The organism is Listeria ivanovii subsp. londoniensis (assembly GCF_000763495.1).
GTDB lineage: Bacteria > Bacillota > Bacilli > Lactobacillales > Listeriaceae > Listeria > Listeria londoniensis.
Map to the genome: position 1 here is coordinate 1,913,430 of NZ_CP009576.1, position 12,289 is coordinate 1,925,718.

Genomic DNA, 12,289 nt, shown 5'->3' on the forward strand with positions numbered 1-12,289 from the left:
ATTATGTACTATTATAAAGAAAATATAAATGGTGCCGGCTGCAAGAGTCGAACTCGCGACCTACTGATTACAAATCAGTTGCTCTACCAACTGAGCTAAGCCGGCATAAAAAATGGAGGTTAACGGGATCGAACCGCTGACCCTCTGCTTGTAAGGCAGATGCTCTCCCAGCTGAGCTAAACCTCCAGAAATACTGCCCGGCAGCGACCTACTCTCGCAGGGGGAAGCCCCCAACTACCATTGGCGCAGAGAAGCTTAACTACCGTGTTCGGGATGGGAACGGGTGTGACCTTCTCGCCATAACTACCAGACAATATTTAAGTTGTTGAAAGATTGCTCTCTCAAAACTAGAGAAGAAAGGGTTCAGTTAGGTAACTTCGTTTCATTTTTTTGGTTAAGTCCTCGATCGATTAGTATTTGTCCGCTCCATGTATCGCTACACTTCCACTCCAAACCTATCTACCTGATCATCTTTCAGGGATCTTACTTTCCGAAGAAATGGGAAATCTCATCTTGAGGGGGGCTTCACGCTTAGATGCTTTCAGCGTTTATCCCTGCCACACATAGCTACCCAGCGATGCTCCTGGCGGAACAACTGGTACACCAGCGGTGTGTCCATCCCGGTCCTCTCGTACTAAGGACAGCTCCTCTCAAATTTCCTGCGCCCGCGACGGATAGGGACCGAACTGTCTCACGACGTTCTGAACCCAGCTCGCGTGCCGCTTTAATGGGCGAACAGCCCAACCCTTGGGACCGACTACAGCCCCAGGATGCGACGAGCCGACATCGAGGTGCCAAACCTCCCCGTCGATGTGGACTCTTGGGGGAGATAAGCCTGTTATCCCCGGGGTAGCTTTTATCCGTTGAGCGATGGCCCTTCCATGCGGAACCACCGGATCACTAAGCCCGACTTTCGTCCCTGCTCGACTTGTCAGTCTCGCAGTCAAGCTCCCTTGTGCCTTTACACTCTGCGAATGATTTCCATCCATTCTGAGGGAACCTTTGGGCGCCTCCGTTACTCTTTAGGAGGCGACCGCCCCAGTCAAACTGCCCACCTGACACTGTCTCCCCACGCGCTAAGCGTGGCGGGTTAGAATGGTCATACAGCCAGGGTAGTATCCCACCATTGCCTCCTCGTATGCTAGCGCACACGTCTCTTCGGCTCCTACCTATCCTGTACAAGCGGTACAAACATTCCATATCAGGTTGCAGTAAAGCTCCACGGGGTCTTTCCGTCCTGTCGCGGGTAACCTGCATCTTCACAGGTACTATAATTTCACCGAGTCTCTCGTTGAGACAGTGCCCAGATCGTTGCGCCTTTCGTGCGGGTCGGAACTTACCCGACAAGGAATTTCGCTACCTTAGGACCGTTATAGTTACGGCCGCCGTTTACTGGGGCTTCAATTCGTACCTTCGCCGAAGCTAAGCACTCCTCTTAACCTTCCAGCACCGGGCAGGCGTCAGCCCCTATACGTCACCTTACGGTTTTGCAGAGACCTGTGTTTTTGCTAAACAGTCGCCTGGGCCTATTCACTGCGGCTCTCTCGGGCTTGCACCCTAATAGAGCACCCCTTCTCCCGAAGTTACGGGGTCATTTTGCCGAGTTCCTTAACGAGAGTTCTCTCGCTCACCTTAGGATTCTCTCCTCATCTACCTGTGTCGGTTTGCGGTACGGGCAGTACTACTCTTCCTAGAGGCTTTTCTTGACAGCGTGAAATCAGGAACTTCCGTACTTTATTTCCTTCCCCATCACAGCTCATGCTTCGCAAGAAGCGGATTTGCCTACTTCTCACACTCACTGCTTGGACGCACATTTCCATTCGTGCGATTCCCTATCCTTCTGTGTCACCCCATCGGTTAAACAATTAGCACTGGTACAGGAATCTCTACCTGTTGTCCATCGCCTACGCCTATCGGCCTCGGCTTAGGTCCCGACTAACCCTGAGCGGACGAGCCTTCCTCAGGAAACCTTAGATATTCGGTGGAAGGGATTCTCACCCTTCTTTCGCTACTCATACCGGCATTCTCACTTCTAAGCGCTCCACCAGTCCTTCCGGTCTGACTTCACCGCCCTTAGAACGCTCTCCTACCACGAACCTCTCAAAGAGGTTCATCCACAGTTTCGGTAATATGTTTAGCCCCGGTACATTTTCGGCGCGGGGTCACTCGACCAGTGAGCTATTACGCACTCTTTCAATGGTGGCTGCTTCTAAGCCAACATCCTGGTTGTCTAAGCAACCCCACATCCTTTTCCACTTAACATATATTTGGGGACCTTAACTGGTGGTCTGGGCTGTTTCCCTTTCGACTACGGATCTTATCACTCGCAGTCTGACTCCCGAGTATAAGTACATGGCATTCGGAGTTTATCTGAATTCGGTAACCCGAGAAGGGCCCCTAGTCCAAACAGTGCTCTACCTCCATGACTCTTTACCTCGAGGCTAGCCCTAAAGCTATTTCGGAGAGAACCAGCTATCTCCAAGTTCGATTGGAATTTCTCCGCTACCCACACCTCATCCCCGCACTTTTCAACGTGCGTGGGTTCGGACCTCCAGTAAGTATTACCTTACCTTCATCCTGGACATGGGTAGATCACCTGGTTTCGGGTCTACGACCTGTTACTTATTCGCCCTATTCAGACTCGCTTTCGCTACGGCTCCGCTTTTTCCGCTTAACCTTGCAACAAATCGTAACTCGCCGGTTCATTCTACAAAAGGCACGCTATCACCCATTAACGGGCTCTAACTACTTGTAGGCACACGGTTTCAGGAACTGTTTCACTCCCCTTCCGGGGTGCTTTTCACCTTTCCCTCACGGTACTGGTTCACTATCGGTCACTAGGGAGTATTTAGCCTTGGGAGATGGTCCTCCCGGATTCCGACGGAATTTCACGTGTTCCGCCGTACTCAGGATCCACTCTGGAGGGAAAGCTATTTCAACTACCGGGCTGTTACCGTCTTTGGCGGGCCTTTCCAGACCGCTTCATTTATAACTTTCTTTTGTAACTCCGTATAGAGTGTCCTACAACCCCAAGAAGCAAGCTTCTTGGTTTGGGCTCTTTCCGTTTCGCTCGCCGCTACTCAGGAAATCGATTTTTCTTTCTCTTCCTCCAGGTACTTAGATGTTTCAGTTCCCTGGGTCTGCCTTCCTCACGCTATGTATTCACGTAAGGATACTATCCGACTAAAGATAGTGGGTTCCCCCATTCGGAAATCTCTGGATCAACGCTTACGTACAGCTCCCCAAAGCATATCGGTGTTAGTCCCGTCCTTCTTCGGCTCCTAGTGCCAAGGCATCCACCGTGCGCCCTTTCTAACTTAACCAATTTACTTCATTGAAGTAAAGGTTGTTTTTCTGATTTTCCGTATCAGCGATGATACATCCAATCAGATGAAAGATTCACTTTCAGATGATTCTCGGTTACTTGTGTCATAAATAGTTACCTATTTATGCTAACTTTACTAACTTTCTTATCTAGTTTTCAAAGAACAAACAGTATAGAGAAGAATTAACCTCTCAAAACTGAACAAATATAGAAGAACGAAAACTCACAGGTTTCCTTTTCCTTAGAAAGGAGGTGATCCAGCCGCACCTTCCGATACGGCTACCTTGTTACGACTTCACCCCAATTATCTGTCCCACCTTCGGCGGCTGGCTCCTAAAAGGTTACCCTACCGACTTCGGGTGTTACAAACTCTCGTGGTGTGACGGGCGGTGTGTACAAGGCCCGGGAACGTATTCACCGCGGCATGCTGATCCGCGATTACTAGCGATTCCGGCTTCATGTAGGCGAGTTGCAGCCTACAATCCGAACTGAGAATGGTTTTATGGGATTGGCTCCACCTCGCGGCTTCGCTACCCTTTGTACCATCCATTGTAGCACGTGTGTAGCCCAGGTCATAAGGGGCATGATGATTTGACGTCATCCCCACCTTCCTCCGGCTTGCACCGGCAGTCACTTTAGAGTGCCCAACTAAATGCTGGCAACTAAAATCAAGGGTTGCGCTCGTTGCGGGACTTAACCCAACATCTCACGACACGAGCTGACGACAACCATGCACCACCTGTCACTTTGTCCCCGAAGGGAAAGCTCTGTCTCCAGAGTGGTCAAAGGATGTCAAGACCTGGTAAGGTTCTTCGCGTTGCTTCGAATTAAACCACATGCTCCACCGCTTGTGCGGGCCCCCGTCAATTCCTTTGAGTTTCAACCTTGCGGTCGTACTCCCCAGGCGGAGTGCTTAATGCGTTAGCTGCAGCACTAAGGGGCGGAAACCCCCTAACACTTAGCACTCATCGTTTACGGCGTGGACTACCAGGGTATCTAATCCTGTTTGCTCCCCACGCTTTCGCGCCTCAGCGTCAGTTACAGACCAGAGAGTCGCCTTCGCCACTGGTGTTCCTCCACATATCTACGCATTTCACCGCTACACGTGGAATTCCACTCTCCTCTTCTGCACTCCAGTCTTCCAGTTTCCAATGACCCTCCCCGGTTAAGCCGGGGGCTTTCACATCAGACTTAAAAGACCGCCTGCGCGCGCTTTACGCCCAATAAATCCGGACAACGCTTGCCACCTACGTATTACCGCGGCTGCTGGCACGTAGTTAGCCGTGGCTTTCTGGTTAGATACCGTCAAGGGACAAGCAGTTACTCTTATCCTTGTTCTTCTCTAACAACAGTACTTTACGATCCGAAAACCTTCTTCATACACGCGGCGTTGCTCCGTCAGACTTTCGTCCATTGCGGAAGATTCCCTACTGCTGCCTCCCGTAGGAGTCTGGGCCGTGTCTCAGTCCCAGTGTGGCCGATCACCCTCTCAGGTCGGCTATGCATCGTTGCCTTGGTAGGCCTTTACCCTACCAACTAGCTAATGCACCGCGGGCCCATCTGTAAGCGATAGCCGAAACCATCTTTCAAAGTGATGACATGCGTCACTACTTATCATTCGGTATTAGCCCCGGTTTCCCGGAGTTATCCCCAACTTACAGGCAGGTTGCCCACGTGTTACTCACCCGTCCGCCACTAACTTTGGAAGAGCAAGCTCTTCCTCCGTTCGTTCGACTTGCATGTATTAGGCACGCCGCCAGCGTTCGTCCTGAGCCAGGATCAAACTCTCTTTAAAATATAAATTGAATTTGAATACTTATTCAACACCGTGAATAAGATTCCTTGCGTCAAATTGACTTCGCTAGCAATTAAATTACTAGTTTGTTTTGTTGAAAACAGCTTTCTGTTTTCTGCCCTGCGATTACCAGTGAGACTTTACGTCTCATTGCTTTTCGTCTTCTTCTTTGTTCAGTTTTCAAAGGTCAGTCAGTCACTTAAATTCATGATGTGAGAATGTTTTCGTTTGTTTTTTGCGACTTTTAAATCATATCATTTCAACGCTTATCTGTCAACAACTTTTTGAATTTATTTTATGAATAAAATTCTTTTAAAACACTGCTATTGTAGCGCCGAAAACTAATATATCAAGTTTTGAGATATATGTCAACTGAATTATGCATAAAATTAAATAAAAATAAAAAAACACCCAGCCTAGCTAAGTGTTTTTGATTATTTATTTGATTGTTTTTCTTTGCACTCTGGACATGTACCATATACTTCTAAGCGATGATTATTAATTTCATATCCAGTTACATGTGCTGCAAAATGTTCTACTTCATCAAGACCTGGATAATGGAAATCTACTATTTTTCCACAATCGTTACAGATTGCATGATAATGATTAGACGTAGAAAAATCAAATCTACTAGAAGCATCACCATAGGATAATTCTTTAATTAGACCAGCATCGCGAAAGACGCGCAAATTATTATATACAGTTGCTACACTCATATTAGGAAAATTGCCTTCTAAAGCTCTATAAATATCATCTGCGGTTGGGTGTGTATGTGAGTTAATTAAGAATTCAAGTATGGCATGACGCTGAGGAGTTATTCTTACTCCTGTTTTCTTCAAGACATCTACCGCCTCTTTTAGAGTTGCATTAGACACCGCCATGCACTCCCTTCCAAATATAATTATTGTATTCATAATACCGGAAATAACGCCTTAATGTCAATAGAACACCATAAATTAGAGCTTAATAGCCTTTATCTAAATTAAGTTCATTTCGCAAATCTGTGTTTTCTTTATAATGTTTGATATTCTCTAGCCAAATTTCAAAACTCCGGTCAAGGTATTTGTCTGAATGTCCTGATACATGTGGAGTGATTGTTACATTCGGTGCTTGCCACAAGTAACTTTTTGTTGGCAGAGGTTCTTCCGGCAACACATCTAGATAAAAATGGGAAATCAATTTTTGTTTCGTTGCTGTTTCTAATACATCTAAAGTAACAGCACTTCCTCTACCAATATTAACGAAAACAGCATTACGTTTCATTTGTTCAAAGAAAGATAGTGGATATATCCCTATGGTTTGCTCGGTTTGGGGTAGCACACTGATAAAAAAATCTGCTAACGGAGCTACTTTTTCTAACTCTTTGATGGCATATGTTTGCTCAAAATGTTTGACAGGATGGCCAGTTGCATTAACACCTATTAAATGCATATCAAAAGCTTGGGCAAATTCCGCCACTTTTGATCCAATTGCTCCTGTACCAGCAACCACAACCGTTTTACCTGCTAATTCCGTGATTGGCTCTTCGCTTTCCCAGCGGTTACTTTTTTGCATTTCATAGAAGAAAGCTGCTTTTTTTACGTGATTCAGCATAAAAGAAAGTGCATACTCCCCCATCGGAATAGCGTGAATCCCTCTTACGTTCGCTACTTTTATTTTTCTGGCTTGAATAATTTTTCGAGGCAGACTGTCTATTCCTGCTGAAAAGACCATAATGAATTTTAATTTGTTAGCACTCTTTATCATTTCTTCTGTTAAATTTGATCCATAAGTGACTATTACATCTACTTCTGATAGGTTGGCAAAATGATTACTGCTCTCAAAATAGAAAGTATCTTCTGGAAATTTGTCTTCTTGTAATTTTTTAAGGTGATTTGGAACATCTAATGTAAATAGGACTTTCATTTTGCCTCTCTCCCCATTCTTATACTTTAAGTTAATTTTATTCTTTTTTTCGGTTATCGGCAATTATCTTGTTTTTCGATTGCGACATCTCGATATTTCGCATAGAATATAGAAGGTATTAAAATATGGAGGCGATGACAAAATGAATCATTCGATGTCAGAAAAATTACATGATGAAGCACTTTTACATATAGTTGGTGGGGTGAATAGTCCATCTAGGTCGAACAAAGGTGTTGGGGGCGGAACTCCTGTTACAATGGAACGAGCTAACGGTGCTTACTTTTATGATGTAGATGGCAATAAATATATTGACTATTTAGCGGCATTTGGGCCAATTATTACAGGGCACGCGCATCCTCATATTACAGAAGCAATTACAAAAGCAGCACAAAATGGTGTTTTATATGGTACACCAACCAAACATGAGATTACTTTTGCCAAAATGTTAAAAGAAGCCATACCTTCCCTTGAAAAAGTTCGTTTTACTAATTCTGGGACAGAAGCTGTAATGACTACTATTCGTGTTGCTCGCGCTTATACAGGACGAGATAAAATAATTAAATTTGCAGGATGTTATCACGGACACTTTGATTTAGTTTTAGTAGAAGCAGGTTCTGGACCATCGACGCTTGGTATTCCCGATTCAGCTGGAGTAACAAAATCTACCGCAGAAGAAGTGATTACGGTGCCTTTTAATGATTTAGCATCTTTTAAAAAAGCACTTACTGTTTGGGGAGAGCAAGTTGCGGCTGTTTTAGTCGAACCGATTGTTGGAAACTTTGGTATGGTCGAACCAGCAGAAGGATTTTTAGAAAGCGTCAATGAACTTGCACATGCGAATGGTTCTTTAGTAATTTATGATGAAGTTATTACGGCATTTCGTTTTATGTATGGTGGTGCGCAAAACTACCTTGGGGTTACTCCTGATTTGACAGCGATGGGCAAAATTATTGGCGGCGGGCTTCCAATCGGTGCGTATGGTGGTCGTGTAGATATTATGGAAAAGGTGGCTCCTCTTGGTCCGGCTTATCAGGCTGGTACACACGCTGGAAATCCAGCATCCATCTTATCTGGCATTGCTTGTTTAGAGGTTTTACAAGAGGAAGGGCTTTATGATCGTTTTGAAAAATATGGCAAAATGTTAAAAGATGGCATTGAAAAGGCAGCTAACAAGTATGGTATTGCCGTAACAGTAAACCAAATTGTCGGTGCTTTAACTGTGTATTTTACAAATGAAGCCGTTACAAACTACGCAGAAGCTGGTGCTACTAACGGAGAATTATTTGGTCAGTTCTTTAAGGGGATGTTAGAAGAAGGTATTAACTTAGCGCCATCAAAATACGAAGCTTGGTTCATTACTTCGGCGCATTCAGAAGCAGACATTGAAGAAACTATTCGCGCTGTGAATACAGTATTCGCAAAAATGGTTCAAGATAACTAGGTAATATTACTGTATAAACTCGAGAGAAACGTTATAATAGAATAAGAATGAGCGGAGTGTAACAAAATTCCGCTCAAATAGTCTATAGAAAGGAATAACCTTCCATGAAATTCGGAGCTAGAATTTTGAAAACAGGTATTGCAATAACACTTGCGCTTTTTATTGCCGAGCTTTGCAACTCACCTTCTCCATCTCTGGCAGGCATTTCCGCCGTTTTTGCTATCCAACCTTCTATTTATAGGTCATATCGAACTATTTTAGAACGAGCACAAGGGAATATTATTGGCGCAATCATCGCGATAATTTTCGGACTATATATTGGGAATGATTTTATCTTAATTGGTGTTGCTTCGATAATCTGTGTTGCTTTATTAATGCAGCTCCGCTTAGAGAATACAATTGGTCTTGCCGTTGTGACACTCATTATTGTCATGGATTCACCTGGTAATGACTTTTTAGAAATTGCACTTATTCGTTTTGGAACAATTATGTTGGGCTTAGTTGCCGCTTTTATCGTTAATTTATTTTTTATTCCGCCAAAATACGAAGTTTCGTTATTCCAGTTAATTTACAATACCAATAGTGAGATTGTTCGATGGATTAAACTAAACCTTCGCCATGCTGCGGATTTCCCTCTTCTAAAAAAAGATATGGAATGGATGCAAAAACAGTTGAATCAAACACGTAACTTATATGGATTTTACCGTGAAGAGCGAACATTTCTTAAAAAAAATGCGGTTTCTAAAGGTCGAAAAATTGCCGTATATAGGCAAATGCTACTTTGTTCGCAAAAAGGTTTTGAACTTTTAAAAATCCAACATCGTTACGAAAATGATTATTTACAACTGCCGCCAGATAAACAAGAATTAATTAGACAGCATATTGATTATTTAACAGATAAGCATGAACAGTTACTTCTTACTTATATCGACAAAGTTTCGATTGATCTTGATTATGTCGAGTCACATTTGGCACAAGACCCGCAAGATTTAATGCAACTTTTCCTACGTGAAATGGAAGAAACAGAAAAAGATGAGTACGAAGAAATGATGGACAAATATCATTTAATGCGCATTATTGCTTCTATCTTCGCTTATCAAGAGACTGTTGACTATTTAGAAAAATTAATTCATAGCTTTAAACTTCGACATACAGAAGAAAATCAGATTGATATTAACGTGAATGAAGAATAAACAAAAAACGAGCTTGGAAAATGAATTCCAAAGCTCGTTTTTTTAACGGTATTCTTTATACTTTTCATACCAAATGTCGATATAATCAGGTGAAAATGGACCTTTTTTGTCCAAAATCCAGTGACTTAACACATCTACATTAGTCTTTAGTATCCGGTCAATAGAGTCTGGATACTTCATTTGGCGACGGTGTTGTTCGTATTCGCCCTCATCAAGCAAATGAAACCTACCATCTGGGAATACTTTAATATCGAGGTCATAGTCAATGTACTTCAACGCTTGTTCATCAACTGCAAAGGGTGTACCTAAATTGCAATAATGGTAGATACCATCTTCGCGAATCATTGAAATTACATTAAACCAGTAATCACTATGAAAATAGCAAATAGATGGTTCGCGCGTTACCCATTTACGTCCGTCTGCTTCCACAACTAATGTGTGGTCGTTTCCACCGATAATAATATTTTCCGTAGACTTAAGCACCACTGTCTTTTTCCAAGTACGATGAAGTTTACCGTTATGTTTGTAGCTCTTGATTTGTATTATTTCTTTCTCTTTGGGTAAGTACATCCTTTATCCTACTTTCCTCATGTACTATCAAAATCAATATCATTATAACATAACGTCACACTGCAAAAAAACAATATTGTGCTGAAATGGTACAATTTCATCAAAAAACTATGATTTAACCCAAAAATGATTGATTTCCAGCTTAACTATACAAGTAGCGTTCTCCCACCATCGACTAAAATAGTTTGCCCTCGAATCATATCTGCTTTGTCACTAGCAAGAAATAGGACCGCATTTACTAAATCAACAGGGGTTATCATTCGCCCTGCAGGTGTTTTACTTACAGCATCCTCAAGTAATGCTTCTCGATTTGGAAAATGATTTAAAGCCTCTGTTTCGATTAAACCACCAGAAACTGCATTCACAGCAATCCCAAAAGGGGCTAGTTCTACAGCTAAATAGCGAGTAAGTGATTCTACTGCAGCTTTAGAAACTCCAACAGTAGTATAGTTTTCCAAATAACGAATTGATCCAATAGAACTAAGACTGATAATTTTTCCGCTGTTCTCGCGTTGCATCAATTTTGCTGCTTCTTGACCAGCAAAAAGTAACGCTTTAGCATTAATGTTCATCGTCCAATCCCAGTGCGACTCTTCTAACTCCATTAGTGGTCTGAGTACTCCACTTGCTGCATTATTAATAAATACATCTAATCTTCCAAATTCCGCATCCACAGCTGCAAATAGTTCTTTAATTTTTTCCACATCGCCAACATTCGCTTTAAAAATTTCACATTTTTTGCCTAATTGTTCAATTTCTAGTTTCACTTCTTCTGCTTTTTTTCGGTTTCTTGAAAAATTAACTGCTATATCATACCCTTCTTTGGCAAACGCAATCGCAATCTCACGGCCAAGCCCTCTACTACTTCCTGTAATTAGTGCTACTTTGTTCATTTTGTTACTCCCCCTTATATTGTTTCCAGACTTGCCACATTTTTTGATAAGGAACCGGAAAAGCAAGTCGTGCCATTTCTTCCTCTGTTGCAAAATACCAATTTTCGCTTACTTCTGATGATTGAAGTGTCGCTACTTGGATGTCCATTTCCCAAACTAAGTGCGAGAATACATGTTTAATATGCGCGATTGGTTCCCTGTCTAGTAACACATCTAGGTTATATTTATGTAAAAACTGTAATTTAACCACTTCTTTATTTTCCTTCTTAGCAATTTCTATGGTTGGGAACTGCCACATATTGGCAAGCAAGCCGGTTTCAGGTCTTTTTTCAATCGCAACTTTGCCATCTTCTGAAAAAACAAGGATGCTCAGCAGTTGTTTTGTTTTTGTTTTTACTTTTTTGATTTTAACGGGATAATTTGTTTCTACGCCATTTTTATGCGCCTCACAAAATGACTGAAGCGGGCAAAGCAAACACATTGGTTTAGTTGGCGTACAAACAAGTGCACCAATTTCCATTAACCCCTGATTAAACGATGCGGGACTATCTTTGTCAATCAATTGATAAAGTACTTCTTCAAAAATCTTTCGTGTAGATACCTTCATGATGTCTTCATTGATTTCTAACACACGTGCAATTACACGCATTACATTACCATCAACTGCAGGCTCAGCTTGATTGTAGGCGATACTTAAAATAGCACCCGCTGTATATGGACCTACCCCTTTTAAAGATAAGATGGTTGCTAAATCGTTCGGAATCGTGCCAGAAAAATCCGCCATCACTTGCCTCATCGCGGTTTGAAGATTTCGTACTCGCGAATAATAGCCAAGCCCTTCCCATGCTTTTAAAATAGCTGCTTCATCTGCATTTACAAACCTTTCCATCGTTGGAAATTGTTTCATAAAGCGATTAAAATATGGAATTACTGTGTCAACTTTAGTTTGTTGTAACATAATTTCTGAGACCCAAATTCGATAAGGATCAGTATTTTCACGCCATGGTAATATACGCTTATTCGCTTCATACCAGGAAACGAGTCCTTTTTGAAAGGCAGTTATTTTTTCTTCGTCCCAAGTTAATCTGCTCATTTTTCTCATTTTCTCCTTGTAATTCTAATAGATTTCTAATGTGTGATTATAGAGATGTGTAGTATAATGTAAAC

Annotated in this window: 7 protein-coding genes, 2 tRNA genes and 3 rRNA genes; 2 read left to right on the forward strand and 10 right to left on the reverse strand. The window is 42.4% G+C overall.

Features of this window, described 5'->3' with window-relative positions; translation table 11 throughout:
* Nucleotides 1-29 precede the first annotated feature (29 nt).
* The 7 genes from JL53_RS09370 to JL53_RS09400 form a co-directional block, all read right to left on the reverse strand.
* Nucleotides 30-105: transfer RNA gene (locus JL53_RS09370), tRNA-Thr, on the reverse strand.
* Nucleotides 106-113: 8 nt separating this feature from the next.
* Nucleotides 114-186: transfer RNA gene (locus JL53_RS09375), tRNA-Val, on the reverse strand.
* A gap of 9 nt (nucleotides 187-195) precedes the next feature.
* Nucleotides 196-311 (reverse strand): 5S ribosomal RNA (gene rrf, locus JL53_RS09380).
* 79 nt (nucleotides 312-390) lie between these two features.
* A 23S ribosomal RNA gene (locus JL53_RS09385) occupies nucleotides 391-3,323 on the reverse strand.
* A gap of 247 nt (nucleotides 3,324-3,570) precedes the next feature.
* Nucleotides 3,571-5,120, reverse strand: a 16S ribosomal RNA gene (locus JL53_RS09390).
* Together the 16S, 23S and 5S rRNA genes with 2 tRNA genes alongside form the textbook arrangement of a ribosomal RNA operon.
* Before the next feature lie 434 nt (nucleotides 5,121-5,554).
* Nucleotides 5,555-6,001: a peroxide-responsive transcriptional repressor PerR gene (perR, locus tag JL53_RS09395; protein ID WP_038407476.1), complete on the reverse strand. Its 447-nt coding sequence runs from the start codon at nucleotides 5,999-6,001 to the stop codon at nucleotides 5,555-5,557.
* A gap of 82 nt (nucleotides 6,002-6,083) precedes the next feature.
* Nucleotides 6,084-7,025 (reverse strand): NAD(P)-dependent oxidoreductase, encoded by a 942-nt coding sequence (locus JL53_RS09400; RefSeq protein WP_038407477.1) that lies wholly within the window; start codon nucleotides 7,023-7,025, stop codon nucleotides 6,084-6,086.
* 142 nt (nucleotides 7,026-7,167) lie between these two features.
* Here JL53_RS09400 and JL53_RS09405 point away from each other — a divergent pair, with 142 nt between their 5' ends.
* Nucleotides 7,168-8,466 carry a glutamate-1-semialdehyde 2,1-aminomutase gene (locus JL53_RS09405; protein ID WP_038407478.1) on the forward strand — a complete coding sequence of 433 codons (1,299 nt, stop codon included), beginning with the start codon at nucleotides 7,168-7,170 and terminating at the stop codon, nucleotides 8,464-8,466.
* Between the two features lie 104 nt (nucleotides 8,467-8,570).
* On the forward strand, nucleotides 8,571-9,659 hold the full coding sequence (locus JL53_RS09410; protein ID WP_014093046.1) for an aromatic acid exporter family protein: 1,089 nt from the start codon (nucleotides 8,571-8,573) through the stop codon (nucleotides 9,657-9,659).
* Between the two features lie 42 nt (nucleotides 9,660-9,701).
* Here the strand turns inward: JL53_RS09410 and ntdP are convergent, their stop codons facing one another.
* The 3 genes from ntdP to mutY form a co-directional block, all read right to left on the reverse strand.
* A complete protein-coding gene (ntdP, locus tag JL53_RS09415) occupies nucleotides 9,702-10,229 on the reverse strand; it encodes a nucleoside tri-diphosphate phosphatase (protein WP_003719986.1) in 528 nt (175 codons plus the stop codon).
* Nucleotides 10,230-10,375: 146 nt separating this feature from the next.
* Nucleotides 10,376-11,122, reverse strand: a complete 747-nt coding sequence (gene fabL, locus JL53_RS09420; protein WP_038407479.1) for an enoyl-[acyl-carrier-protein] reductase FabL — start codon at nucleotides 11,120-11,122, stop codon at nucleotides 10,376-10,378.
* A 4-nt stretch (nucleotides 11,123-11,126) separates the two neighbouring features.
* Complete coding sequence (gene mutY / locus JL53_RS09425; RefSeq protein ID WP_003719988.1) at nucleotides 11,127-12,224, reverse strand: A/G-specific adenine glycosylase; 1,098 nt, start codon at nucleotides 12,222-12,224, stop codon at nucleotides 11,127-11,129.
* Nucleotides 12,225-12,289: the final 65 nt, after the last annotated feature.

What these genes read in the sequence shown, in the direction of transcription:
- ntdP (WP_003719986.1), bottom strand. Translation starts at nt 10,229, where the DNA reads ATGTACTTACCCAAAGAGAAAGAAATAATACAAATCAAGAGCTACAAA.
- JL53_RS09405 (WP_038407478.1), top strand. Translation starts at nt 7,168, where the DNA reads ATGAATCATTCGATGTCAGAAAAATTACATGATGAAGCACTTTTACAT.
- JL53_RS09400 (WP_038407477.1), bottom strand. Translation starts at nt 7,025, where the DNA reads ATGAAAGTCCTATTTACATTAGATGTTCCAAATCACCTTAAAAAATTA.
- mutY (WP_003719988.1), bottom strand. Translation starts at nt 12,224, where the DNA reads ATGAGAAAAATGAGCAGATTAACTTGGGACGAAGAAAAAATAACTGCC.
- fabL (WP_038407479.1), bottom strand. Translation starts at nt 11,122, where the DNA reads ATGAACAAAGTAGCACTAATTACAGGAAGTAGTAGAGGGCTTGGCCGT.
- JL53_RS09410 (WP_014093046.1), top strand. Translation starts at nt 8,571, where the DNA reads ATGAAATTCGGAGCTAGAATTTTGAAAACAGGTATTGCAATAACACTT.
- perR (WP_038407476.1), bottom strand. Translation starts at nt 6,001, where the DNA reads ATGGCGGTGTCTAATGCAACTCTAAAAGAGGCGGTAGATGTCTTGAAG.